At 49.8% G+C, this 24830-nt stretch carries 21 protein-coding genes; 18 read left to right on the top strand and 3 right to left on the bottom strand.

Going from position 1 to position 24830, the window contains the following annotated elements; genetic code table 11:
• The first annotated feature begins 60 nt into the window (after nucleotides 1–60).
• Nucleotides 61–408, top strand: coding sequence for a YraN family protein (locus tag HGH92_RS28105; RefSeq protein WP_168874137.1), 348 nt, complete (start codon nucleotides 61–63; stop codon nucleotides 406–408).
• Nucleotides 409–713: 305 nt separating this feature from the next.
• Nucleotides 714–1040, top strand: coding sequence for a hypothetical protein (locus HGH92_RS28100; RefSeq protein WP_168874136.1), 327 nt, complete (start codon nucleotides 714–716; stop codon nucleotides 1038–1040).
• 82 nt (nucleotides 1041–1122) lie between these two features.
• Here the strand turns inward: HGH92_RS28100 and purB are convergent, their stop codons facing one another.
• Nucleotides 1123–2460 (bottom strand): adenylosuccinate lyase, encoded by a 1338-nt coding sequence (gene purB / locus HGH92_RS28095; protein ID WP_168874135.1) that lies wholly within the window; start codon nucleotides 2458–2460, stop codon nucleotides 1123–1125.
• A 141-nt stretch (nucleotides 2461–2601) separates the two neighbouring features.
• On the opposite strand from purB, the gene HGH92_RS28090 reads away from it, so the two are divergent.
• Complete coding sequence (locus HGH92_RS28090) at nucleotides 2602–3351, top strand: menaquinone biosynthetic enzyme MqnA/MqnD family protein (protein WP_168874134.1); 750 nt, start codon at nucleotides 2602–2604, stop codon at nucleotides 3349–3351.
• Between the two features lie 126 nt (nucleotides 3352–3477).
• Complete coding sequence (locus HGH92_RS28085) at nucleotides 3478–4137, top strand: NADPH-dependent F420 reductase (RefSeq protein WP_168874133.1); 660 nt, start codon at nucleotides 3478–3480, stop codon at nucleotides 4135–4137.
• Nucleotides 4138–4214: 77 nt separating this feature from the next.
• On the opposite strand, the gene HGH92_RS28080 is transcribed toward HGH92_RS28085, so the two are convergent.
• Complete coding sequence (locus HGH92_RS28080) at nucleotides 4215–5864, bottom strand: M1 family metallopeptidase (protein WP_168874132.1); 1650 nt, start codon at nucleotides 5862–5864, stop codon at nucleotides 4215–4217.
• Between the two features lie 45 nt (nucleotides 5865–5909).
• Here HGH92_RS28080 and HGH92_RS28075 point away from each other — a divergent pair, with 45 nt between their 5' ends.
• From HGH92_RS28075 to HGH92_RS28010, 14 genes are all read left to right on the top strand, one after another.
• Nucleotides 5910–7553: an ABC transporter substrate-binding protein gene (locus HGH92_RS28075; protein ID WP_168874131.1), complete on the top strand. Its 1644-nt coding sequence runs from the start codon at nucleotides 5910–5912 to the stop codon at nucleotides 7551–7553.
• Nucleotides 7554–7655: 102 nt separating this feature from the next.
• The gene (locus HGH92_RS28070) at nucleotides 7656–8429 is read left to right on the top strand and encodes an acyl-CoA desaturase (protein ID WP_168874130.1); all 774 of its coding nucleotides are present in this window, start codon (nucleotides 7656–7658) and stop codon (nucleotides 8427–8429) included.
• A gap of 139 nt (nucleotides 8430–8568) precedes the next feature.
• Complete coding sequence (locus HGH92_RS28065) at nucleotides 8569–9456, top strand: decaprenyl-phosphate phosphoribosyltransferase (protein ID WP_211092764.1); 888 nt, start codon at nucleotides 8569–8571, stop codon at nucleotides 9454–9456.
• Entirely contained in the window at nucleotides 9456–10787 is a 1332-nt protein-coding gene (locus HGH92_RS28060) for an FAD-dependent oxidoreductase (RefSeq protein WP_168874129.1), read from the top strand. The genes HGH92_RS28065 and HGH92_RS28060 overlap by 1 nt, the downstream gene beginning before the upstream one ends.
• Before the next feature lie 25 nt (nucleotides 10788–10812).
• On the top strand, nucleotides 10813–11544 hold the full coding sequence (locus tag HGH92_RS28055) for an SDR family oxidoreductase (RefSeq protein WP_168874128.1): 732 nt from the start codon (nucleotides 10813–10815) through the stop codon (nucleotides 11542–11544).
• Nucleotides 11541–12134 carry an HAD family hydrolase gene (locus HGH92_RS28050; protein ID WP_168874127.1) on the top strand — a complete coding sequence of 198 codons (594 nt, stop codon included), beginning with the start codon at nucleotides 11541–11543 and terminating at the stop codon, nucleotides 12132–12134. Before HGH92_RS28055 ends, HGH92_RS28050 begins: the two co-directional genes overlap by 4 nt.
• Before the next feature lie 30 nt (nucleotides 12135–12164).
• The gene (locus HGH92_RS28045) at nucleotides 12165–13856 is read left to right on the top strand and encodes a hypothetical protein (protein WP_168874126.1); all 1692 of its coding nucleotides are present in this window, start codon (nucleotides 12165–12167) and stop codon (nucleotides 13854–13856) included.
• 100 nt (nucleotides 13857–13956) lie between these two features.
• Nucleotides 13957–16320: an ABC transporter permease gene (locus tag HGH92_RS28040; protein WP_168874125.1), complete on the top strand. Its 2364-nt coding sequence runs from the start codon at nucleotides 13957–13959 to the stop codon at nucleotides 16318–16320.
• Nucleotides 16321–16437: 117 nt separating this feature from the next.
• Nucleotides 16438–16686, top strand: coding sequence for a DUF2695 domain-containing protein (locus HGH92_RS28035; protein WP_211092763.1), 249 nt, complete (start codon nucleotides 16438–16440; stop codon nucleotides 16684–16686).
• A gap of 45 nt (nucleotides 16687–16731) precedes the next feature.
• A complete protein-coding gene (locus HGH92_RS28030; RefSeq protein ID WP_168874123.1) occupies nucleotides 16732–17334 on the top strand; it encodes a short chain dehydrogenase in 603 nt (200 codons plus the stop codon).
• 583 nt (nucleotides 17335–17917) lie between these two features.
• Nucleotides 17918–18538 carry a CGNR zinc finger domain-containing protein gene (locus HGH92_RS28025; protein ID WP_168874122.1) on the top strand — a complete coding sequence of 207 codons (621 nt, stop codon included), beginning with the start codon at nucleotides 17918–17920 and terminating at the stop codon, nucleotides 18536–18538.
• Nucleotides 18535–19440: an EamA family transporter gene (locus HGH92_RS28020; protein ID WP_168874121.1), complete on the top strand. Its 906-nt coding sequence runs from the start codon at nucleotides 18535–18537 to the stop codon at nucleotides 19438–19440. Before HGH92_RS28025 ends, HGH92_RS28020 begins: the two co-directional genes overlap by 4 nt.
• A gap of 30 nt (nucleotides 19441–19470) precedes the next feature.
• Nucleotides 19471–20430: a Gfo/Idh/MocA family protein gene (locus tag HGH92_RS28015; protein WP_168874120.1), complete on the top strand. Its 960-nt coding sequence runs from the start codon at nucleotides 19471–19473 to the stop codon at nucleotides 20428–20430.
• Between the two features lie 284 nt (nucleotides 20431–20714).
• Entirely contained in the window at nucleotides 20715–22904 is a 2190-nt protein-coding gene (locus HGH92_RS28010) for a bifunctional alpha,alpha-trehalose-phosphate synthase (UDP-forming)/trehalose-phosphatase (RefSeq protein WP_168874119.1), read from the top strand.
• Between the two features lie 114 nt (nucleotides 22905–23018).
• On the opposite strand, the gene HGH92_RS28005 is transcribed toward HGH92_RS28010, so the two are convergent.
• The gene (locus tag HGH92_RS28005) at nucleotides 23019–24800 is read right to left on the bottom strand and encodes a glycoside hydrolase family 15 protein (RefSeq protein ID WP_211092762.1); all 1782 of its coding nucleotides are present in this window, start codon (nucleotides 24798–24800) and stop codon (nucleotides 23019–23021) included.
• Nucleotides 24801–24830 lie beyond the last annotated feature (30 nt).

Genomic DNA, 24830 nt, shown 5'->3' with positions numbered 1-24830 from the left:
AAGCGGCTGCCGCCGGAAAAGTGTACCTTAGCGATCATTGTTTGTTAAACCATTGCCCCGATGAACCCACAGCACACAGGCCGTGAAGGCGAAAAGATCGCACAGGAATATGTGCGCCGCTTCTGTACAATCCGCCATACTAACTGGAAACACCACCGAAAGGAAATTGATATCGTTGCGGAAAATAACGGCACCATTTATTTTATTGAAGTCAAAGCCAGAAATGGCAGCCGTTTCGGCTGGCCGGAAGAAGCGGTGGACCATAAAAAGCAGGAACATATACAGGTAGTGGCGGCAGCTTACCTGGAGTATTTTCAACTCTGTCCGCCGGCTATCCGGTTCGATATCATTGCGGTGACCTTTGAGACGGGAGGCCACGAACTGCTGCACCTGCGGGATGTGTTCTGATGCTGCGTGTTCGCAGCGGCAGGGAAACAGGAAAAGATTTACATCGATTGCAGAAGTTAAAGCGCGCTGTCATGCTTATTGGACGTGTTTTAGCAACGTATTGCGTTAACCAATACTTAACAAAATAAACACTTATAATCTATGTTTAATAAAAAGATATTTTATATCTTTGCCGTGCAAAAAAAATGACCCCTGTGAGTAATCACAAACCCGCTTAAAAACCGGGTCAGCTATCATAATCATCTCCCTGGAAAAACTCCGTACAACACCTTTAATGGTATTGTTCATCATATAAAATTATTATTATGAACTTATGGAGCTTGATGGTATTTATTCAACAGACAATGGGAGCGATAGCGATCAACAGCAATAGTTTACCATGCAGGATCATTCAGGAACAACAATATAGTGGTCGTCTCTTTGTGCAGATGGAATCAGTGGGAGCGGAGGACAGCCCAATATTGACAATATCAGACAATCATCACTCACCCGTGCGCATGATCCCTATTGCGCCAAACAGCATATCAGCGGGGCAACTGGTATGTTTGACTGGATTATCAGCCGGAGAATATATAGCCCGTGTAACCGTGGCCGGAAGGGTCGCAGAAAAAAACATCGAAATAAGACAGTAAAGCTGTCTTAATGCTTTCGGGAGTCATATTAGATTTAGGGATTTTCTGATTGAACATCAAATCAGAAAATCCCTAAATTATTTTACCACAGGCCGGTATAGTTATGCGGCGTAATGGCTTTCAGTTCCTTCTTCAGCGCAGCGCTGATTTTCAGGCCATCAATGAATTTATGCATGCTCTTCTGGGTGATGTGCTCTCCGCCACGGGTCAGCTCTTTCAGCGCTTCGTACGGTTGCGGGTAGTTCTCACGGCGTAACACGGTCTGTATAGCTTCCGCTACTACTGCCCAGTTGTTTTCCAGGTCTTCCTTCAGTTTTGCCTCGTTGAGGATCAGTTTATCCAGGCCTTTCTGAATAGACTTGGTGGCGAGCAGTGTATGACCGAAAGGCACGCCCACATTGCGGAGCACAGTAGAATCGGTCAGATCGCGCTGCAGACGGGAAATCGGCAGTTTGGCGCTCAGGTGTTCAAACACGGCATTAGCGATACCAAGGTTGCCTTCTGCATTTTCAAAGTCGATCGGGTTTACTTTATGCGGCATCGCGGAAGAACCAACTTCATTCTTTTTGATCTTCTGTTTAAAATAATCCATGGAGATGTAAGTCCACACGTCGCGGCAGAAGTCGATCAGGATATTGTTCACCCGTTTGAGGGCATCAAACTGGGCGGCGATGTTATCGTAATGTTCAATCTGGGTGGTGTACTTCATCCTTTGCAGGCCGAGGGTGTTGTTCACGAACTTCTCACCGAACTTCTCCCAGTTGATTTTAGGGAAAGCCACATTATGGGCGTTGAAGTTACCGGTAGCACCGCCAAACTTGGCAGCGAAAGGAATTTCACCCAGCAGTTTAATCTGTCCTTCGAGGCGTTCTACAAACACCAGTATTTCCTTGCCCAGGATGGTAGGAGATGCCGGTTGACCGTGGGTACGCGCCAGCATAGGCACTTTCATCCAGGATTCACCCAGCTTTTTAAGGGCCAGGACCAGGTTGGCCAGGGTAGGCATGTACACGTGTTCTACGGCGTCTTTCCATAACAGGGGGGTAGCCGTATTGTTCACGTCCTGGGAGGTGAGGCCAAAATGTACCCATTCCAGCTTGTCTTCCAGGCCGAGGTTCTTCAGCTCATTTTTCAGGAAGTACTCCACTGCCTTCACGTCGTGGTTGGTGATTTTTTCGGTGTCTTTGATCAGCTGCGCGTTCTCAATCGTAAACTCCTGGTAGATTTTGCGCAGGGCAGGAACTTTGGCCTTGGGTAAGGTAAACAGCTTCTGATCGGCCAGCGCAATAAAATATTCCACCTCTACCATCACACGGTAACGGATCAACGCAAATTCGGAAAAATAGCCCGCAAGTTCGTCCAGTTGCTTGCGATAGCGCCCATCCAGCGGGGAAATGGCAGTTAATGGTTGTAGTTGCATAATATATATGTATTCCAGTTTTTACAAAAAAAGCCTGCAGGGAAAACAAGTCCTTCTTTACCGCCTGTTTTCAGGGGGGATTCAGGATTTGAACTTGTTATCCGGGATTTAGTTACTTTTGCAGCTTCAAAATTACTGAAATTGGAACGGAAAGTAAAAGTTGCGGCTGTAAGTTATTTGAATACGAAGCCTTTGTTATACGGATTCAGGAATCATCCGGTAATGGAACAGATGGAATTGTCAGTGGATTATCCTGCTAAAATCGCCCAGCAGCTGATAGACGGAGAGGTAGATGTGGCCCTGGTGCCGGTGGCTATTATCCCAAAACTGAAAGAACATCATATTATAGCAGACTATGGTATTGGCGCGGAAGGCCCGGTGGCATCCGTATGCCTGTACAGCGATGTGCCCCTGAACGAAATCAAACGGATTTACCTGGACTACCAGAGCCGTACTTCCGTTGCCCTGCTGAAAATACTGGTCAAAGAATACTGGAAACTGAATGTGGAGCTGGTACCTACCACCGGCGACTATGAAGATAAAATCAAAGGCACTGACGCTGGTCTTGTTATCGGTGACCGTGCCCTGGCACAACGGAAAGTGTCTCCCTTCATCTTCGATCTTGCGGAACACTGGATGCGCTTTACCAGCTTGCCTTTCCTCTTCGCGGCCTGGATCAGCAACAAACAACTGCCGGAGACATTTATCCAGCAGTTCAATGATGCGACCAGCACCGGCATTAAAAACATACCCGCCGTGGTAGCGGAAAACCCGTACGATCTGTACGACCTCACCACCTACTACGTACACAACCTCAGTTATCCCATCACACCGGCCAAGCGCCAGGGCATGCAGAAGTTCCTGACCTACATCAGGGATCTGGGCATTTAGTCATTTTTTTATTTGATTATTTAAAAGGCTGTGGAGATCATACAGGATCTTCACAGCCTTTTAAATAATCAAATAGCTAAATAAAAAAATGGCTAAATTCATAGCTCAACAAATGCGCCCGCGGTCATGAGAATCGGTATCCTCGGTAGTGGTCCTGTTGGACTGACGCTAGGCAAAGGCCTTATTCAAACCGGCCATCATATTACGATTGGCACCCGTAACCCCGCCAGGGAAGGGTTGCAGCAATGGGCCAAACAACAGGGGCAGCAAGCTGCCATTGGTACTTTCCGCCAGGCATCCGAATTCGGGGAGCTGATCATTATCTGCACCAGTTGGATAGGCACCAAAAAAGCCATCGAAGCCGCCGGCATCTGGAACTTCAAAGGAAAGACAGTGGTGGATGTGACCAACCCAGTAGATGACAAAGGCCCGGATGAGAAAGGTCGCCTTAACCTGCTCATAGGACATACCAATTCCGCCGGCGAACAGATCCAGGCCTGGCTGCCGCCGGACGCTAAAGTGGTCAAGGCCCTCAGTTGCATCGGATACAAACACATGCTCGCCCCCAACTTCGAGGAAGGTTCTCCTACTATGTTTATCGCCGGCAATAACCCCGAAGCCAAACAAACAGTGGTAGATCTCCTGAATGAATTCGGTTGGAATGATGTGGCTGACGTAGGCAGCATAGAGATGAGCCGCAGCATAGAACCACTGGCTGTTTTATGGACGGCCTATGGTTATTTAAACAACAGCAGCGGACATGCGTTTAAATTGCTGAAGAAATAGCCAGCACATCAAACTATAAAATAAAAGCGGGTAGCACACAATGCTACCCGCTTTTATTTATGTGAAGACCACCTGCATTACTTGTTATCAGTAGCCTCTTTTCTTTTTATGTTGATGTAAAACCCTTTGTCCACCTCGAACTTGTTTGGGTCGGGCAGGCTGATACTGGCTGTACGCCAGGTGGTGGCAGGATAGATCAGTTTAAATCCGTTTTCGTTCAGCTTCACCCGCACAGGCATATTAAAATCCTTTACGCAATTCACCCAGCGGTATTGTACCTGCTGTCCAATGATGCGATACTCCAAAGTAGGAATAACGGTGTCCCGCAGATACTGGTCAAACACGCGTCCAAGGTCCATGCCTGCGGCATTGCTCATATACCGTTCTATGTCCTGTGTGGTCACAGTCTGATGATAGAAGGTTTTGTTCATGCCACGCAGCATCTGGCGGAAAGCCTCGTCGTTGTTCATGATCAGCCGGATGTTGTTGATCATGTTGGCGCCTTTATAGTACATATCGCCGCTGCCTTCTGTATTTACGCCGTATGGCCCGATGATAGGGACATCATTTTTGATATTGTGGCGGATGCCGGCCACGTATTCCTCACCGGCCTTAAGTCCGTACTGGCATTGGGTGAACAGCGTTTCGGAGTAGTTGGTGAAAGATTCATGTATCCACATGTCCGCAATGTCTTTGCTGGTGATGCTGTTGCCAAACCATTCATGGCCGCTCTCATGGATAATGAGGAAGTCCCATTTGAGGCCCCAGCCGGTGCCTGATAAGTCACGGCCCATATAACCCATCTTGAATTTATTGCCATAGGCTACGGCACTCTGGTGCTCCATGCCGAGGAACGGCGATTCCACCAGTTTATAGGAATCTTTATAGAAAGGGTATTTGCCAAACCAGTACTCAAAACATTTGAGCATCGGCTTTACTATTTTGAAATGTTCTGTCGCTTTGTCCACGTTATAGTCCAGCACCCAGTAGCTGAGGTCCAGTTTGCCGCCTTCTCCGGAGTAACTGTCTTTTATTTCAGCATAATGGCCTACGTTGAGTGCCACATCATAGTTGTTGATGGGATTGCTGACGTACCAGGTATAAGTGGCGGTTCCGTCGGGGTTGTCTGTCTTTTTCTTCAGCCGTCCGTTGGACACGTCCGTCATTTCAGCGGGCACGGTCACATTGATCGTCATGTTCTCCGGCTCATCGCTTTGATGGTCTTTGTTGGGCCACCATGCGCTGGCGCCGAAATGCTGTACCGCGGTAGACACCCATGGGCGTTGTTTTTCATCCCGCGCCCATATTACGCCGCCATCCCAGGGGGCATTTTTTGCTTTATGCGGCTTGCCGTTATAGAATACTGTGATGCGTTTGGTTTTGTCTTTAGCCTGCGGCGCCTTTATTTTCACCAGCCAGGCATTGCCTTCGCGGGTAAAGGTCAGCGATTGTTTGTCCTGTAGCACACTGTCGATCACCATCGGCTCCTGCAGGTCTATCTGCATTACAGAGTCGGGTTTCAGCACTTTATAGGTGATGGTATTGAATCCGCTGAAGGTGCTGTCTTCCAGATGTACCTGTACATGGAGATCATAGGAGGTCACGTCCCACCAGGCTCTTTCTTTGGTGATAGAACCCCGCAGGGTGTCTGCTTTGGTGAAGTGCTGCTGGGCGCTGAGGGAGCCCGCCGTCAGCAGGGCCATACATAATATGGTGATGCCACGCATAATTAATGATATATTTTATGCGGAAAGATATTAATTTACCGGCAAATGAAAAGTAGTTATTGTCAGGTGGTTATATCCGTTCTTTGCCTTGGAGGACTGTGCAGCTTGTTGCTCGGTTCCTGCGGACATACGGAAAGCCATGATCAGCAGGTATTTCGATATAACCAGACAGAAGGGATCAGCAGCCTGGACCCGGCCTTTGCCAAAAGTCAGGCCGTTATCTGGGCGGTAAGCCAGTTGTATAATACACTGGTGGCGCAGGACACCAACCTGACCATTCAGCCTTCCCTGGCCCGGCAATGGCAGGTGTCCGCCGATCACCGCACATATACCTTCGAACTGCGGACAGACGTCTATTTTCATGACAATGATATTTTTCCTGGAGGGAAGGGGCGGCGTATGACAGCGCAGGACGTGGTCTACAGCCTGCAACGGATCATCGACCCTGCCACTGCTTCCCCGGGCGCCTGGATATTCAACGGCCGTATTGCGGCGGACAGCGGCTTCCGCGCACTGAACGATTCCACCTTTCAGCTGACGTTGGTAAGACCTTTCCATCCTATACTGGGCATTCTGAGCATGCAGTATTGTTCGATAGTGCCGCATGAAGCCGTGGAGAAATATGGTAAAGACTTCCGGAACCATCCCTGTGGCACAGGACCGTTTAAATTCTTCTTCTGGGACGAAGGCCAGGGACTGGTCTTCCATCGCAACCCGAACTATTTTGAGCGCGACGCCCAGGGGAGGCGGTTGCCTTACCTCGACGCTGTGCAGATCAGTTTTCTGGATAGTAAAGCATCCGAGTTCCTGATGTTCCGTCAGGGACAGCTGGACTTTATTAATGACATCGATGCTTCCTTTAAAGACGAAATCCTCAGCAAACAGGGAGCACTGAAGCAGGAGTGGAGAGATAAAATGGTGCTGGACAAAAAGCCTTTCCTGAATACCGAATACCTGGGCTTCCTGGCAGACAGTAATAACGCCCTGGTGAAAAATGCACCTACGCGGATAAAGAAGGTACGGCAGGCCATCAACTACGGGTTCGACCGTACGAAGATGATCACCTACCTGCGCAACGGAAAAGGTACGCCCGCATCGTCGGGTTTTGTGCCGGCGGGACTGCCGTCGTTTGATACTGCCAAAGTAAAAGGATATACCTACGATCCCGGAAAGGCGCGGCAGTTGCTGGCAGAGGCGGGGTTCCCGGGTGGAAAAGGCCTGCCGGTCATTAAGCTGCTGTCTATTCCTATCTATGCCGACATGGCGGATTATGTAGCCAACCAGTTGCAGGAAATTGGTATCCGCATACAGGTGGAGGTGGTGCAGAAAAGCCTGCTGCTGGAGCAAACAGCCAAGTCACAGGCGCTCTTTTTCCGCGGCAGCTGGATAGCCGATTATCCCGACGCAGAGAGTTACCTGGCCATGTTCTACAGCCGTAATCCCGCGCCGCCCAATTACACCCGCTACGCTAATCCGGCCTTTGACAAGTTATATGAACAGGCACTGGAGGAAAACAATGACAGCCTGCGGTATGAACTGTATCAGCAGATGGACCGTCAGATCATTGCTGACGCTCCGGTGGTGCCGCTGTTCTACGACCAGGTGGTGCGGCTGGTCCAGCCTCATGTGTCCGGTCTTTATAATAACGGGATGAACCTGTTGGAACTCAGGTATGTTCGTAAGAAATAGTTTTTTAACATTTCATTAGCTATACGAATTTGTAAAAAGGCGTGAAAGCCCGGTATTTAAGTATACCTTTGGAGATTATTTGTCAAATTTTAAAGTATTCTAATGACGGCGATCCTGATATTCTTCTGTGTGCACTGGTTCTTGTCACTGTTCTTCCACACGTTTTATCTGCACCGTTATGCATCTCATCAGATGTATACCACCAATAAATTCTGGGAACGTTTCTTTTATTTCTGTACCTGGTTTTTCCAGGGGTCTTCCTATCTCATCCCGCGTGCTTACGGGGTGATGCACCGGATGCACCACGAATACAGCGATACTGAACACGATCCGCATTCTCCGCATTTCTTTAAGGATGTGTGGACCATGATGGTGCAGACCCGTAAGATCTACAATGGCTTCGTGACCCGTACCAACACAGTAGACGCTAAGTTTATGGAGGAGCCACTTCCGGAATGGGAAGCAATGGACAGGTTTGGTGACAGCAATATCACCCGCATAGCCTGGATGGCTATTTATGTTGCTTTCTACGTGGCTTTTGTGCCTGCCGGCATGTGGTATCTTTACCTGTTGCTGCCGATCCACTTCCTGATGGGCCCTGTACAGGGAGCTATCGTGAACTGGTGTGGCCACAAATACGGTTACAGCAACTTTGATAACGGTGACAAGTCTAAAAACACTTCTCCCTGGGGTATCATCCTGCTGGGCGAACTGTTCCAGAACAATCACCACAAATTCAAAGACAGTCCTAACTTTGCCAAAAAATGGTACGAACTGGACCCAAGCTACCAGGTGATGAAACTGCTGAACGTAGTAGGCATCATTAAACTCAAACCGGCGCTGGTAACACCGGCCCGCATGAAAAAAGCGGCTTAATCAATACCGTACAATCAATCTGTTACAATAGAAAAATGTCTCACCGCAAGGGTGGGACATTTTTTTTATGTCCGGGAAGACGATGGGAAAAAGAATAAAATTGTAATTTGGCGCGTCAACTTTACCCTGATTCCCCATCATGAAGTACATCAAATTACTCCGGCCTGCACACTGGGCAAAGAATGTCTTCCTGTTCATCCCGCTGTTTTTCGCCGGAGAAATCTTCAATGTGGCCAAGATGCTGGACCTGCTGCTTGCTTTTATCGCCTTTAGTATTACCGCCAGCAGCATTTATATCATCAATGACTATCAGGATATTGAGGCCGACCGGAAACACCCGGTGAAGTGTAAGCGGCCGCTGGCGTCGGGAGAGATATCAAAGCCGGCAGGACTGGCCATGTTCCTATTGTGTGTGGCCCTCGGGGGCGGCTTGGCATGGCTGGTAAGCTCCAAGTTCGCTTTTGTAGTGGGAATTTACTTTGTGATGAACCTGTTATATAGTTTCGGGTTGAAACACATCTCTATTCTGGACATTATCATCCTGGCCATCGGTTTTGTATTAAGGGTAAAGGCCGGGGGCATAGCCGGAGGCATCGCTATCTCTGAATGGCTGATGGTCATGATTTTCCTGCTGGCGCTGTTCATGGCTATCGCCAAACGCCGTGATGATGTGCTGATCCGCCTGGAGTCCGGGCAGGAAATGCGCAAAGCGGCCAAAGGTTATAATCCCGATTTCCTCAATGTGATGCTTTCGCTGGTTTCAGCGGTGATCATCGTCTGTTACCTGATGTACACCATGGCGCCTGAAACACAGGTGCGGTTTCATACCTACCGCCTCTATTACACGACGCTTTTTGTAATTGGCGGATTATTACGATATTTGCAAATAACCTACGTGGAGAACAACACTGGTTCTCCCACCAAGATCCTATATAAAGACCGTTTTATTCAATTAACCATACTCCTGTGGGTGCTGAGTTTTTATGTGCTGATTTATTGGCCCACTAATAAAGTTTTTTTTGAATAATGCAGAAGCGGTTAGCTAACTGGGGTAATTACCCCGCTATTACATCTGAAGAAAGTGCGTATACGCAGGAAGAGCAGCTACGGTCGTTCGTAGTGGCCAATCATGGGTTTATTGCCCGTGGCAATGGCCGTTGTTACGGAGATGCCTCCCTGGGGAAGCACAGCCTGTCGATGCTCCGGTACGACAAGGTCCTCTCTTTCGATACCACTGCCGGCGTGCTGGAGACCCAGGCGGGTGTTACACTTGACCAGATACTGGACATCATTGTCCCTAAAGGATGGTTCCTGCCGGTAACGCCAGGGACCAAGTTCATTACGGTAGGCGGTGCGGTAGCGTCCGACGTGCATGGTAAAAACCATCACTTGGAAGGCGCGTTCTCCGGCCACATTACTGAAATGGACGTGATCATCGGCGACGGCACTACGGTCACCTGTTCACCTGACCGGCATACTGACCTGTACTGGGCTACCTGCGGCGGGATGGGACTTACCGGAGTGATCACCCGTGTAAAATTCGGCCTGAAAAAAATGGAGACGGCCTACATCAAACAAAAACAAATCAAAGCCCGTAACCTCGAAGAGGTGGTGCGGCTGTTTGACGAGTATAAACACTATACCTATTCCATGGCATGGATTGACTGCCTGCAAAAAGGGGATTCCTTTGGGCGCAGCATCCTGATCGTGGGAGAACACGCTACCAAAGCGGAACTGAACGGGAAACAAGCGCAGGCTCCGTTGCAACTACCATCTAAACCGCGGCTGACCGTACCGTTTAACCTGCCTTCTTTCATCCTGAACACATTTACCGTTAAGGCCTTCAACTGGTTGTACTACGGCAAGAACTTCAAAAAGGAGATCAACAACGTGGTGCCTTATGAACCGTTCTTCTATCCGCTGGACGCCATCCTGCACTGGAACCGCGGTTACGGTAAGGCAGGCTTCATACAATATCAGTTTGTATTGTCACTGGACCAGAAGGATGGACTGATTGCGATCCTGCGGCGCATCAGTGAAAAAGGATGGGGATCTTTTCTCGCTGTACTGAAAGTGTTTGGCCGGCAGGACTCCCTGATCTCTTTCCCGATGGAAGGTTATACGCTGGCACTGGATTTCCCGGTACGGAAAGGGCTTTTCGAATTCCTCGATGAGCTGGACGAAATAGTGTTGCAGTATGGCGGCCGTTTGTACCTGTCCAAAGATGCCCGTATGAAACAGGACGTGTTCTGGAAAAGTTACCCCAACGCGGAACGTTTTGCAGAGATCGTGAAGGCATATAACCCTGGTAAACGGTTTGAATCACTGCAATCAGAAAGGTTACTGCTGACAAAATAGTTCCCTTATTAACCAAACACCTTCAATGCCTACAGTACTTCTTTTAGGCGCAGGCTCGGACATGGCAGTGGCCATAGCGCGCCGGTTTGCTGCCGCTCAATATGATATACAACTGGCTGGCCGTCAGGCCGCCGCGCTGCGTCCTTTGCAGCAGGACCTTCAGATAAGGTACGGTATTACCGCTACCGTGCATTCTTTCGATGCCACTGCTTACGATACGCATGCCGATTTTTTGGCCGCCCTGCCTGTAACACCGGACATTACGGTATGTGCCTTTGGGTACCTGGGAGACCAGGAGCAGGCGCAACACGACTGGCAGGAGGCATCCCGCATCCTGCACGCCAATTTCACAGGTGCTGTGTCTGTACTAAATGTGATCGCCAATGTTTACGAAGCAAAGAAAGCCGGCATGATCGTCGGCATCAGTTCCGTGGCAGGTGAAAGGGGAAGGCAAAGCAATTATATATATGGTAGTGCGAAGGCCGGTTTTACCGCCTATCTCAGCGGGTTGCGCAACCGCCTTTTTCGTAGTGGCGTTCACGTAATGAGCGTGCAGCCGGGGTTCGTCAACACCCGGATGACCCAGCATCTGACCCTGCCGCCGTTACTGACGGCGCAACCGGAACAGGTGGCCCGGGTGGTGTTCAAAGCGGTGCAACGGAAGAAAAATGTATTGTTCGTAAAATGGCCATGGAGATATATCATGCTGATTATTAAGTTGATACCTGAGCCCATCTTTAAAAAATTAAAACTGTGACGGGCATCGCCTTTTTCGATTTCGACGGTACCATCACCCATAAGGACACGATGTGGGAGATCATCCGTTTCCAGAAGGGAAGCGCCGCCCTGTACCGGGGTATCGCCCGGCTGGCACCCGGACTGGTCCGTTTTAAACTGGGCAGGCAAACAGCACAGGAAAGCAAGGAGCAGGTGCTGCGCCATTTTTTCGGCGGGATGCCGGAAGAGCAGTTTACCGAAAACTGCCGGCGTTTTTGCAGGGAACGGCTGCCGTTGTTGGTACGTGAGCCTGCGCTGGCAGCTATCCGTAAGCATCAACAGGAGGGCCGTCAGGTGGTGGTGGTAACCGCTTCTGCCCATAATTGGGTGGAGCCCTGGTGCGTGGCACAGGGCATCGACTGTATTGCCAGCACCCTGGAAGTGCAGGACGGACGGATCACAGGGCGGCTCTCCGGCGTGAATTGCAATGGTGAGGAGAAAGTAGTGCGTATACAGCAGCGGTTTAACCTGCACGACTATACGGATATCTACGCTTACGGCGACACCAGCGGCGACCGGCCTATGCTGGCGCTGGCACAATACGCTACCTACAAACCTTTCAGAAAATAAAGGATAATACATCCTAATAACAGATACAGTATGTCTAATTCGTTTCCCAATGCCCGCAGATGGGCGGTTATAGAAATCATAGTTATCGTGCTGCTGGCACTGGTACCATTGTTTACTACGTTTCCCTATCGCGTGAACATCTTCCTGTCATGGGAAGGGGCTTACAGGCTGTCTTCCGGGCAGGTTCCCTTTAAAGACTATGGCAGCCCGCTGGGCTATGGTTTCTGGATCATCCCTGCACTGTTCTTTAAAATCTTCGGTCCGCAAATGATCACACTGGTGAAGGCACAGGTGTTCATCAATATTATAGCCGGGCTTTCCTTCCGGTCTATCCTCAAAAGCCTGAACGTGACGCCCGGCGTGCGGCTGCTTTCGGTACTGGTGTTCGTGATGTCTTATTCCTTCTTTAACTTCTGGCCGTGGTACAATCATACCGTAATTGTGTACGAACTGGTGGGCCTTAGTTTCCTGATGCGTTCCTTTTTTGCGGAAGGCAACGGGCGCCGGTACCTGCTGATGACGCTGGCGGCTTTGTTTATCTTCTTATCGCTCTTCACCAAACAGGATGGTGGCGGGATGGCGCTTATGCTGTGCCTGGCGCTGTTGGCCTACAATTCATTGGAAACCCGCCGCTGGCTGGACCTGCCGGTGTTCCTCGGGCTGTTCGCGGTGATTGCCGTGGCTTTCATCGTTCCCCTGATGCCGGGATTCGCCTACTGGTTTAATCACGGACAGGCGCCGCACAGCTCACGGTTAGCCCTAAACGATTTTACAGACGAGATCATGGGCGGTTCCAATTGGATCAAGATCTATGTGTTGCTGGCAGCACTTTGCCTGGCTGCGGGCGTAAAACAATGGGGCAGCTGGATACACGAACGCCGGGAGGTACTGTTTGCGCTGCTGACGCTGGGTATCTTAGGCGAAGCGGCCATTTTCCAGGTCACCAGCTACACGCCGCCGGACAACAACATTTTCTTCCATAGTTTTGCTTTCGCCTTCATTGCCAGCTGGTTATGCCACTTGCTGTCAATACCCCTCAACTCGGGCAGGTCTTTAATTGCGGCTACCGCACTGATTTTGTTCTGGTGGTCCGGTACCTGGTGGAAATACATCGGCCGGTACACAGACAGGTTGTTCCCTGTGCAGGAAGTGGCTTATGCGCCCAATGACAGTACCCATGAAAATGTGGTGTCCCGCCGGAACTTTATGGTCAATACCGACACCACAGATGTACCGGTGTCGGAGTGGACTTTCTCCCGACTGCCGGTGTTCCACAAGATTTATATGCCGCAGCAGACAGTGGCCGGTATTGATCGCGTACTGGCGTTACCGGTAGTACAGCAGAAAAAAGAAGGTATCCGGGTGTTGAATATGACAGAGCTGACGCCGCTGGCGGAAGCCATGCCTTTCAAACTGGAAACCGGGCAGGATTATCCGCTGTGGTACCACCTTGGTGTGGGCATGTTCAACCGCCAGCTGTCGGCGTTTAAGGGGAAGGTACGGGACCGTCATTATGATCTTGTCCTCTACGAGTATGCGCCAACGTTAAACAACTTCTTCCCGTTTGCCTTAAGAAGTGAACTGCGGCAGCATTATCAGCTGGTAGACTCTTTCCTGGCGCCACGCCGGCCTACCAATGCGATGATCGAAGTGTATGTGGCAGCAGGCGCGCAGCGTCCGTATACGGACGCGCTGCTTCCCAAAGCGGACACTTTAAAATAGTATGATATGTTTTATGGATTGTATTAAATGGATATAGAAAGCGGCACCTTCCTTGGTGCCGCTTTTATTTTATCTTTTCGCTATCCGTAACCATCTCACCATGTTTATCAACTACCTGACAGTAGCCTGGCGTAACCTGTTGAAACACCGGCTTTTTACCCTGCTTAATTTAACCGGTTTGTCTACCGGCCTCGCCTGTACGTTATTAATTTGTCTCTGGATAACAGACGAGTGGCGCATGGACCGCTTTCATGAAAACGGCCCGCGGCTGTACACCGTCATGGAAAGCAAACCCCACGCGAAGGGGTTGTTGACAACGATGGAATCGCCTGCACAGCTGGCAGATGTGCTGAAACAGGAAATGCCGGAAGTGGAGGCGTCGGTGGTCAGTACCCCCCGGGGCTGGTTTCCGGGTTTTACCGTGACCGCAGCGGGCAAGCACCTGAAAAGCGAAGGGCTTTTTGCTGGTAAAGACTTTTTTGACATCTTCAGTTATCCTTTGCTCATGGGTGATAAAAAGCAGGTGTTGGCTGATAATAATGGTATAGTGATCTCTGAGAGCATGGCCCTGCGTTTATTCGGCACCGTTAATAATATAACAGGTCGCCAGTTGGACTGGCAGGTCGACGTGTTCAAAAGGCCGGCCGTGGTGGCGGGCGTCTTTAAAGACGTGCCGGGTATCTCTTCTTTACAGTTCGATTTTATTCTTCCCTTCAGTGCTTTTAAATCGTTGATGCGTATTGGTGACAATCTGGAACCCGGAGGGCCGTTTGTCACCTGGTTGCTGTTGAAGGAAGGCATAACGGTACCCGCCTTTAATGCCAAACTGACCCGGTTCATGCAGGACCGCACCGGTGCGAAGGCTCGTACTTCCTTTGTGGCGCCATATGCCGACAACTATCTGTATGGCACGTACGAAAACTGGCATCAGGCAGGAGGCAGGATTACCTATGTGAAACTGTTTGGCCTGATAGGATTATTTATTGTTTTTATTGCAGCGGTCAATTTCATGAACCTTGCTACTGCCCGGGCGAATATCCGGATGAAGGAGGTGGGCGTACGCAAAACGCTGGGGGCCAGCCGTTGGGCGCTGATAAAACAGTTTCTGGGTGAGTCACTGTTGCTGTCGGTACTGTCGTTGTTACTGGCCATACTGATGGTATGGCTGTTACTAGGCCCTTTCAACCTCATTACCGGAAAGCGACTGCAGCTGGAGTTCAGCTTGCCGCTGGCAGCATTATTTACCGGTATTACCTTATTTACAGGACTGCTGGCCGGCAGTTATCCTGCCTTTTTCCTGTCGGCGTTTAAGCCGGTGCTGGTATTGAAAGGGAAAATGGTGAACAGCGTCAGTGGGCTATGGGCCAGGAAGGGACTGGTGGTATTTCAGTTCAGCCTTTCTGTAGTATTGATTGTGGCAGTAATGGTAGTGGAGCATCAACTGGCGTATATCCGGGACCGTAATCTTGGTTACCAGAAAGACCATGTAGTATATTTTAATGCAGAAGGAAAAGTACCGGAGCATATGGATGCCTTTCTGGCCGCTGTCCGGGAAATACCCGGCGTGGTGACGGCCTCCAGTATGGTGGGCAGTGTATTTGGGGAAGCCAGTCAGCCAATAAACTGGGAAAGGCAGGGCCGTACAGAGAATATCCTCTTCAGACCGTTCCAGACGGGGGAAGGGATGCTGGAGACGTTGGGTATCCAACTGAAAGAAGGGACAGGCTTTTCCGGTAACTATGCCGCAGACACCTCCCGCATTATTTTCAATGAGGCAGCCATAGCCGCCATGGGACTGGAGCAGCCAGTGGGTAAAACCATCCTGTTTGGAAACGCCAGGCGTGAGATCGTGGGCGTAGTAAAAGATTTTAATTTCCAATCGTTGCATAGCCGTGTACAGCCGCTTTTTTTCATCATAGAGCCAAGGGGTGGTACCGTTATGTTGAAAATCAGTGCAGGAATGGAGCAGGACGTGCTGAAACGGCTGGAGGGTTTTTACCGTGCCTACAATCCGGGGTATGTGCTGGAAAGCCATTTCCTGGATGAAGACTATCAGGCGCTGTACACTGCTGAAAAGCGGGTGGGCACACTGGCAGGTTACGCTGCAGCACTTACCATCGTAATATCCTGCCTGGGTGTTTTCGGTCTCGCAGCCTTTACCGCCGAAACCCGCCGGCGTGAAATAGGCATCCGCAAAGTGCTGGGAGCAAAGACCGCTCAACTTACCTTGTTGCTGTCAAAGGATTTGCTACGGGCCGTTAGTCTGGCTATTGGCATCGGGTTGCCGCTTGCCTGGTTGATGATGCATCGCTGGCTCGACCAGTTTGCCTATCGGTCGCATTTTGGCTGGGAGATATTAGCCATGGCAGGGGGAGCTACGTTTGCCGTGACTTTCCTCACTGTAGGCGTGCAAACAGTCCGCGCCTCCCTGCGCAATCCGGTGGAAGCCCTGAAAGCGGAGTAATACCCATCGGCATACAGGGATGTTGATATTTTGTACTTTACGGCCGGAAACCTAAAGTAGCTTATCAAGATGCCATCAAAAGCAGAAAAAGAACGTAGGAAGCAACTGCTAGCCCCCTTGCAACAACGGGCAGCGGCAGCATTTGAAGAAAGCCTGCCGATGCCACGTGAACAATTTCAGCAACTCTTTGATTACCTGGACGAAACACTGGGTACACATGGCTGTGACCATTCTCCGAGGCTGACACTAAGTTGTCTGAAGGCAGCCGGATTGCCAGAGCCGGAATCTGTTTTGATCTGGCTGCGGGAACATGGCGGTCATTGTGACTGCGAGATACTGGCCAATGTAGAGGACTTGTTCGAATAGCGAATTACTATCTCCCGCATAATCAAACATAAAATTATTTAATATATGAAAATCCTGATGATCGGTACTACCGGGGCCATTGGCATGAAGGTAAGGGAAGCACTGTTGGAAAGGCATGAAGTCATAGCAGCGGGCCGCAGTAGCAGGGATGTACGTGTGGACATTACTGATGAGGCTTCTATTGACCAGCTGTATAAAACAGTGGGTAATATTGACGCAGTAGTGGTCACGGCCGGATCTTCCGGCATGAAGAGTTTCCAGCAGCTACATGCGGAGGATGTAATGGAGGCTATCCATTCCAAGTTAATGGGCCAGGTAAATGTGGTCTTAAAGGGGCAGCATTATCTGAACAACAATGGCTCTTTTACGCTGACGTCCGGGATACTGGCAGACGAGGCCGCCCGCGATACGGTGGCCGGGGCTATCGTCAGCGGCGCTGTAAACAGCTTTGTGATGGCTGCTGCTACCGAATTGCAGCGGGGCATCCGTATCAATGCTGTTAGTCCCGGGCTTGCAGAAGACTCAGCAGGGGCCATTGGGCATTTGTTCCCCGGGTTTAATCCGGTGCCGATGCAGCGCCTGGTGAATGCCTACCTGAGAAGTATCGAAGGGCTGGTGACCGGACAGGTACTTCGGGTCCATGAGTAGTAAATGGCCGCCAAAAACGGCATACAGTTTAAACCAAAATACAGCTGGCTGTTTTCTTTTTTTGTCGTTTGGCTACGACAAATGTCGTCCATAAAAAGTGGCCCGTTCCTGGATAACCGGTCATTATGACACTTCTTAATATATCTCCAAGGCATCTCGGACCGCACCATAAGGGTTCTCATAAGGTTATATTTATTATATGCAAATAATATTCGTATATTCGATAATATAAAATTATTTTGTATTCGTAAATATATAAAGATAGTTCGTTTTTTTAGTGTAATATTGCCCCCGCCGGTCATTCCTGCAAGCAGGAGATGAGCTGCTCAAAAAATTCGACTTTCCTTTAGCGATATCTGCCTTAAAATACTATTATACTTACCAGGGAAGAGCCACCAAAAGTGGCTCTTTTTGTTGTTGTAAGTTGGTGATTTTAAGTTGATTATTTAGCTTTCGTTGTTGTAATGATTTAAGAGATGAAATTCCGTGCCAAAGCCTTAGTTTTTATTAACCATCAAAATTAATTTTACCGGTTAATATAATGCCTTACATTTGTGCAGAGGACTATCTTAAACACTGATTTATGTCTGCAGAAAAAAGCATCGCCACTTTACGCTTTGATGGCGGAATACTTTGTCTGGATTTCGTGAACACGGTCAGTAACCGGATGAAGCCAGCCTCACATGATTACCTTTCCGGTTTTAGGGAACTACTGGAATGGTACGATCGTACGGGAGTGATTACTGCCAAAGTGTCTCATACATTAGAACGGCTGGCGAAGGGATATCCGCAAAAAGCAACTGTCGTTTTTGACAAAAGCATTGGGCTGCGGGAGTTACTATTGCGGCTTTTTACGGCTGCTATCCATCGGAAAGCACCTGACCCTTCAGACCTGCATTTGTTTAACACTTATGTTGCCGAGGCATATGCCAATATTGAAGTGGCCTGGAAACCTGCGCAACGTCGGGGAGAATTATTGTTTAACGCGCCGGCACTGGAGCAGTTGATCTGGTGGCTGGTAAAGTCTGCACTGGAACTTTATACAGGAAATGGTTTACAGCAGGTGCGGCAATGTCCTTCCTGCGGGTGGCTGTTTCTCGACAAAAGTCGTAATGGCTCCCGTAAATGGTGCAGCATGAGCAGTTGTGGGGATATCAATAAGGTGCAGCAATTTAATCAGCGTAATAAAAAGAAAGCAAAATGACCGCGTCCATAAAACCAGCCAGCTCAGGGTCAAAGACCTTCCTGTATCTATTGGCGGTATATGTCATCTGGGGATCTACCTATCTGGGTATGAAGATCGCTACGGAAACCGTACCGCCCTTTTTATTGTCGGCCCTCCGCTTTTTTGCCGCCGGAGGTATCCTGTTGATCATTGGTTATCTTAAAGAAAGGAGTATTCCCACTAAGAGGCAGTTGTTGTCCGCCATTTTCGTAGGGGTATTGCTGATAGGTATCGGCAATACTACCGTGGCGCTGGCCGTTCACTATATGCCTTCCGGGCTGGTGGCCCTGATCGTGGCAGCCATGCCTGCCTGGTTTATGGGACTGGACTGGGCCTTCTTTAGCAGGAAACGCCCGTCGTTGCTGACTACAGTAGGGATTGTGCTGGGGTTCCTGGGGCTGTTCCTGTTGTTTAACCCGTTCTCGGCAGCACATGCCACCCGCAGTTTTCCTTTGTGGCCCATTCTTGTGGTAGTGGCGGGCAATATTTGCTGGGCGACCGGTTCCCTGTTCGTACAACGGCTGCCGATGCCTGCCCAGATGACCAGTACCGCTATTCAGATGCTGGCAGGTGGAGTGTTTTCATTACTGGCCAGCGGATTACTGGAGCCCGGGGCATGGGACACACTACCGGGAATGTCCCAACGTAGCTGGCTGGCTTATATTTATCTTGTTATGATCGGATCACTGGTTGGTTATACCTCTTACAGCTGGCTTACCAGGAATGCGCCGCCCCGTCTCACCGCCACCTATGCTTATGTGAACCCGGTCGTAGCGATGTTCCTGGGCTGGGCCATCGGCAACGAAGTGATCGACAGCATGGTGGGCGTATCAGCTGCTGTTGTCATTGCAGGGGTAGTGCTGATGACGTTAAAGAAGTAATTTGTATTTTGTCTGCTTAATCAGGAAACTATGGACAGGATCAACTGGGGCATCATTGGCTGCGGTAATGTAACAGAAGTAAAGAGCGGCCCCGGCTTCCGGCTGGCTGCCAGCAGTGACGTAACCGCCGTTATGCGCCGCAACCGGGAGCTGGCGCAGGACTATGCGCGGCGTCACCAGGTAGACCGTTACTATGACGATGCCAATGAGCTGTTGCAGGACCCGGATGTGAACGCGGTCTATATCGCTACGCCGCCAGGCAGCCATGAAGCATATGCCCTCGCCGCCATAGCGCGGGGCCTGCCGGTATATATTGAAAAGCCGGTCGGCGTTGACCTGTCAGCAGCCCGCCGTATAGCTGCAGCCGTCAATGCGGGTGGTGTTCGTGCCTGTGTGGCGCATTACCGTCGTCGGCTGCCTGCATTTGTGGCAGTGAAGCAGTGGCTGGCGGAAGGGCGTATCGGCCGGGTGCTGCATGTGGACCTGCGCCTGTGGAAAGCGGCCCCCAGGGAGAACGCCGGATGGCGCCTGGACCCTGCCTTGTCAGGCGGCGGCCACTTTCACGACCTCGCCCCGCATCAGCTGGATATCCTCCTATATTATTTCGGACGACCGTTAAAGATCAGCGGTATCAGTGTCGGAGCAGATCCACGTATAGCCGACCAGGTTAGCGGGCAGATACTGTTTCCCGGGGAAGTGCTTTTTAACGGCAGCTGGAATTTCGCAGCGCCTGCCGGCCGGGAGGAGGACAATTGTACCATTACCGGAGATGCCGGGACCATCCGCTTTCATTTCTTCCGGAATTTCGACGTGGCCACGCTGGAGACGGCGGCCGGGACCGAATCTTTCCGTTTCGACACGCCTGCCCATGTCCAGGCGCCGCTGATAGCCGAAGTAGTGCAGTATTTCCGCGGGCAAGGCGCTAATCCCTCTTCTGTGGAAGATGCCGTCATTGGAATGGAGATGATGGACCAACTGCTCGGCCAATAAATACCCTTTATTTTTATATGTGTTGAAACCCCTGCGTAGCAAGTATTTCGCAGGAAGGGGAGATATTTCCCTTCCTTTTGCCCTTGAAAACCATTATATTGCGAAGATCACCCTTTGCAGGAAAACCCGCTATCCCACTCCGGATATGCCCTGTTGATGAACCACAGCCGCTTTAGCAGCATTATATTTATTTAAATGTATCGGTTCCGCTCTTTTGGGTGTGCTATTTGTTTTTGTTGCTGCACACAGATCACGTAATTGATAATTAGAGATATAAACTGACTATGAGAAAGACTATTATTGTATCGAACAGGCTACCGGTAAAAATTACAGAGAAAGACGGTGAGTTTACACTGCAGGCCAGTGAAGGTGGATTGGCTACCGGTTTGGGATCTATTTACAGGGAAGGGAATAACATCTGGCTGGGATGGCCCGGACAGGAAATCAGTGATCCGAAACAACAGGAGAAAATCACCAAACAGCTCAGGCAAATGAACCTGATGCCCGTTTTTCTCACACAGGAAGAAATCAATAATTTCTACGAAGGGTTCTCCAATGAAACGCTATGGCCCGTATTCCATTACATGGCGGTTTATGCCCGCTATGACCAGGGCTACTGGGACGCTTATTACCAGGTGAACAAAAAATTCCGCGATATCGTGCTGCAGGTGGCCGAGCAAGGCGATATCATCTGGATACATGATTATCAGCTACTGCTGCTGCCAGGTATGCTGCGGGCAGAAATGCCGGAAATGTCCATCGGCTTTTTCAACCATATTCCTTTCCCTTCGTATGAGTTGTTCCGCCTGATCCCGTGGCGTGCGGAGCTGATAGAAGGGATGCTGGGAGCTGATCTGATGGGATTTCATACGTTCGATGACACCCGCCACTTCCTTAATGCCGCCAGCCGTATTATGCCGGTGAATACCAGCGCGAACATCGTTTCCTATAATGACAGGATTACCGTTGTGGAAACATTTCCGATGGGAATCGACTTCAATAAATTCTCCCATCTCGGGCAAGATCCTGAGGTAAAACACCAGCTGCAAAACCTGAAAGAGAATTTTCAGCAGGAGAGAATGGTACTTTCTATCGACCGGCTGGATTACAGTAAGGGCATCCTGCAACGCCTGCAGGCCTTTGAGCTGCTGCTCCAGCTGCATCCGGAGTATGTCGGTAAAGTTGTCTTGTATATGATCGTAGTGCCATCCAGAGACACTGTTCCGCAATACAAAGAGCTGCGGGATGAAATTGATAAACTGGTAGGGAATATCAACGCACGATTCCGTACGCTTAGCTGGCATCCGGTGCAATATTTTTATCGTTCCTTCCCGGTAGAGGTGCTGTCGGCCCTTTATAATTATGCAGATATCTGTCTGGTAACGCCTATGCGGGACGGGATGAACCTCGTCAGCAAGGAGTATGTGGCCAGTCGCAATGATAATGACGGTGTATTGATTCTCAGCGAAATGGCCGGTGCGTCTAAAGAGCTGATTGACGCTATCATCGTTAACCCCAATAATATCGGGGCTATTACCCGGGCTATTGTGGACGCATTGAATATGCCTTTGCCCGAACAACAGCGGCGCATGAAACAGATGCGGCAGCTGGTATCTAAATTCAACATCAACCACTGGGTGAAATTGTTTATGACCCGTTTGGAGGAGGTGAACCAGATGCAACAGAACATGTTGGCCCGCCGGGTAAATCAGGAAACAGCAGTGATGATACGGCAGCAGTACAGGCAATCCAAAAGACGTATCATTTTCCTGGACTATGATGGCACCCTGGTAGGTTTTCAGACCAATATAGATATGGCGGCGCCGGACCCGGACCTTTATCAGCTGTTAAGAGAGCTTGCCAGTTTCCCGGGCAATGACCTTGTGATGATCAGCGGCAGGAAACATGAAACACTGGGAGAGTGGTTTGGCCACTTACCGCTTGACCTGATCGCGGAACATGGAGCGTGGCAGAAGACAAAAGAAGGAGAGTGGTATCAGCTTCCGGGACTTACTGACAAATGGAAACAGGAAATATTTCCCATGTTGGAGCTGGCCACAGACCGCACCCCCGGATCTTTTATAGAAGAGAAAAGTTATTCGCTGGTGTGGCACTATCGTAAAGTGGAATCCGGTCTGGGTGAACAGCGTGCCAATGAACTCATGAACACCCTGCGATACTATACTGTGGAAAAGGGTTTACAGGTATTGCCCGGTGACAAGGTGATTGAAGTAAAGAATGTTGAGATCAATAAAGGTAAGGCGGCGCTGAGCTGGTTGAACCACAAGAAGTATGATTTTATTATGGCGATGGGGGACGACGTAACTGATGAAGATATTTTTAAAGCCCTGCCGCCGAAGGCGATCACCATTAAAGTGGGAAGTCAGGTATCAGCCGCACAATATTATCTCCGCAGCCATCATGAAGTAAGGCATTTACTGCGCACGCTGAAAACAGTTCAGTTGGATGTGTAGCGATTTTGGTATTTAGATATTTTATTGGTGTTTTGTTATGATTTAAAATTTATATATAAAAATACAGCTAATAAATCACCAATAAAATATCTAAATATCAAAATAGATAAATCCCTAAATGAAGATGGGCTTATCGAGTTTCATGGCGATGCGATAGGCGGCATTCATGAGGCCTACGTGGCTATAAGCCTGCGGGAAATTGCCCCATTGGCTGCCGGTAGCCGATTCCACGTCCTCGCTGAAGAGCAGAAGATGGTTGGAGTATTGGAGCAGCTTGCTGAATTCACGTTGCGCATCGTCGAGCCGCCCCACGCAGGCGAGCGCTTCCACATACCAGAATGCACACACTAGAAAAGTGGTCTTTGGCAGCCCGAAATCGTCAGAGTGCCGGTAACGGTAAAACAGTCCTTCTGGTGTTTTCAATTCCTTTTCCAGTCCGGCCAGGTGATCACGCGCCTTTTCAGACGCAGGGTCCAGGTAGTTCATCATGATCAGCTGTAGGGTACTGGCATCCAGGTGTTGGCTGCCTGCAGCGTTGGTATATACTTTCCGCACGGGATCGTAGCAGCTTTCGATATGGGCTGCGGCCCGGTTTTTCAGCGCAATGGCACGGTCAATCAGTTCTTCATTGCCAATGGTACGGGCCATTTTTTCGGCGGCATTACAACCTGCCCACTGGAACAGGTTCGTATAGCAGTGTACGTTAGCCATGTTCCGAAATTCCCAGATACCTGCATCTTTTTCATCGATGGTCCGTTCTATCTTCTTCAGCAGCAGATTGATCCACCGGTCAGAGTCCTTTCTTTCAGAGAAAATAAAACGGTGGTCGGTATACAGGGGCAACATGGAGATCAGCACCTGTCCATATATATCATTCTGAATATGTTCGTATGCCTGATTGCCTATCCTCACCGGCTGATTGCCCATATAACCGTCCAGATGGGGGAGGATGGTCTCTATCAAATCCTTCTTACCGGTAATACCATATAGTGGTTGATAGCGGAAATCACCTGAGAAAGAGATGTCTGTGATATAGCTGAAATACTTCTCCATCTCCTCGAAATGTCCGATATGGTTCAGTGCGGTGATCACATAATAGGTGTCACGCATCCAGCAATAGCGATAGTCCCAGTTGCGGCCGCTGTCCGGGAACTCGGGGAGGCTGGTGGTACTGGCGGCTATAATGGCGCCGGTATCTTCGTTCTGGTGTATTTTGAGCGCCAGTGCGGCACGGATCACGTATGGCTGGTGGTAGTTGGCAATGGAAGAGTGTTTGATCCAGGTGCGCCAATAGGCGATCGTTTCACGAAAGAACTGCTCCGCGGTGCTGGTCAATGGTGCTTCCAACGGCTGGCCGTAGGTCAGTATCAGGTATTTGGTATCATTCAATACAAAATATTCTTCCTCAAAAACATAGCTGACCGCGATATTGGTGGTCAGCCTTATTTTATCTTCACATCCCGCAAATTCAATATGGTTGCTGCCCCGGACAGGATGCAGGAGCGCTGCGCCGTAATCGCAGGTGGGCGTGCATTTCACGCGCACACGGGGAGAGCCTTCCAGTGGTTCCACTTTCCTGATCAGCATCAACGGCTTAAAAAACCGTTCGTATTGCAGAAAGCGGGGAGCGAAGTCAGTCACCCGGTAGCTCCCTTCATGCGTTGTGATTTCCGTACAGAGAATATTGGTGTTCTCCATATAATACTGGTGGGAATCAAAATCACCATTGGGCAAAATGGAAAAGGTACCGCCTTTTTTACGGTCGAGCAGCCCGCCGAAAATAAAAGAGCTGTCCATCCGCGGCCAGCAGAGCCAGTCTACATTAGTGTCTTTGTTAATATGCGCCAGGAATGCGCAATTGCCGATAAGTCCAGTCTGATAGGTATGTCTTTCCATTAAAATCAATTTATTGGTTTTACATTTTTT

Origin of the sequence: Chitinophaga varians (genome assembly GCF_012641275.1) — a bacterium.
GTDB lineage: Bacteria > Bacteroidota > Bacteroidia > Chitinophagales > Chitinophagaceae > Chitinophaga > Chitinophaga varians_A.
The sequence above is the reverse complement of the archived record's forward strand: the minus strand, read 5'-3'. Positions and strand labels throughout refer to the sequence as shown.

Coding starts and splice junctions, on each gene's coding strand:
- HGH92_RS28105 (WP_168874137.1), top strand. CDS start 61: ATGAACCCACAGCACACAGGCCGTGAAGGCGAAAAGATCGCACAGGAA.
- HGH92_RS28100 (WP_168874136.1), top strand. CDS start 714: ATGAACTTATGGAGCTTGATGGTATTTATTCAACAGACAATGGGAGCG.
- purB (WP_168874135.1), bottom strand. CDS start 2,460: ATGCAACTACAACCATTAACTGCCATTTCCCCGCTGGATGGGCGCTAT.
- HGH92_RS28085 (WP_168874133.1), top strand. CDS start 3,478: ATGAGAATCGGTATCCTCGGTAGTGGTCCTGTTGGACTGACGCTAGGC.
- HGH92_RS28080 (WP_168874132.1), bottom strand. CDS start 5,864: ATGCGTGGCATCACCATATTATGTATGGCCCTGCTGACGGCGGGCTCC.
- HGH92_RS28075 (WP_168874131.1), top strand. CDS start 5,910: ATGAAAAGTAGTTATTGTCAGGTGGTTATATCCGTTCTTTGCCTTGGA.
- HGH92_RS28070 (WP_168874130.1), top strand. CDS start 7,656: ATGACGGCGATCCTGATATTCTTCTGTGTGCACTGGTTCTTGTCACTG.
- HGH92_RS28065 (WP_211092764.1), top strand. CDS start 8,569: ATGAAGTACATCAAATTACTCCGGCCTGCACACTGGGCAAAGAATGTC.
- HGH92_RS28060 (WP_168874129.1), top strand. CDS start 9,456: ATGCAGAAGCGGTTAGCTAACTGGGGTAATTACCCCGCTATTACATCT.
- HGH92_RS28055 (WP_168874128.1), top strand. CDS start 10,813: ATGCCTACAGTACTTCTTTTAGGCGCAGGCTCGGACATGGCAGTGGCC.
- HGH92_RS28045 (WP_168874126.1), top strand. CDS start 12,165: ATGTCTAATTCGTTTCCCAATGCCCGCAGATGGGCGGTTATAGAAATC.
- HGH92_RS28040 (WP_168874125.1), top strand. CDS start 13,957: ATGTTTATCAACTACCTGACAGTAGCCTGGCGTAACCTGTTGAAACAC.
- HGH92_RS28030 (WP_168874123.1), top strand. CDS start 16,732: ATGAAAATCCTGATGATCGGTACTACCGGGGCCATTGGCATGAAGGTA.
- HGH92_RS28025 (WP_168874122.1), top strand. CDS start 17,918: ATGTCTGCAGAAAAAAGCATCGCCACTTTACGCTTTGATGGCGGAATA.
- HGH92_RS28020 (WP_168874121.1), top strand. CDS start 18,535: ATGACCGCGTCCATAAAACCAGCCAGCTCAGGGTCAAAGACCTTCCTG.
- HGH92_RS28015 (WP_168874120.1), top strand. CDS start 19,471: ATGGACAGGATCAACTGGGGCATCATTGGCTGCGGTAATGTAACAGAA.
- HGH92_RS28010 (WP_168874119.1), top strand. CDS start 20,715: ATGAGAAAGACTATTATTGTATCGAACAGGCTACCGGTAAAAATTACA.
- HGH92_RS28005 (WP_211092762.1), bottom strand. CDS start 24,800: ATGGAAAGACATACCTATCAGACTGGACTTATCGGCAATTGCGCATTC.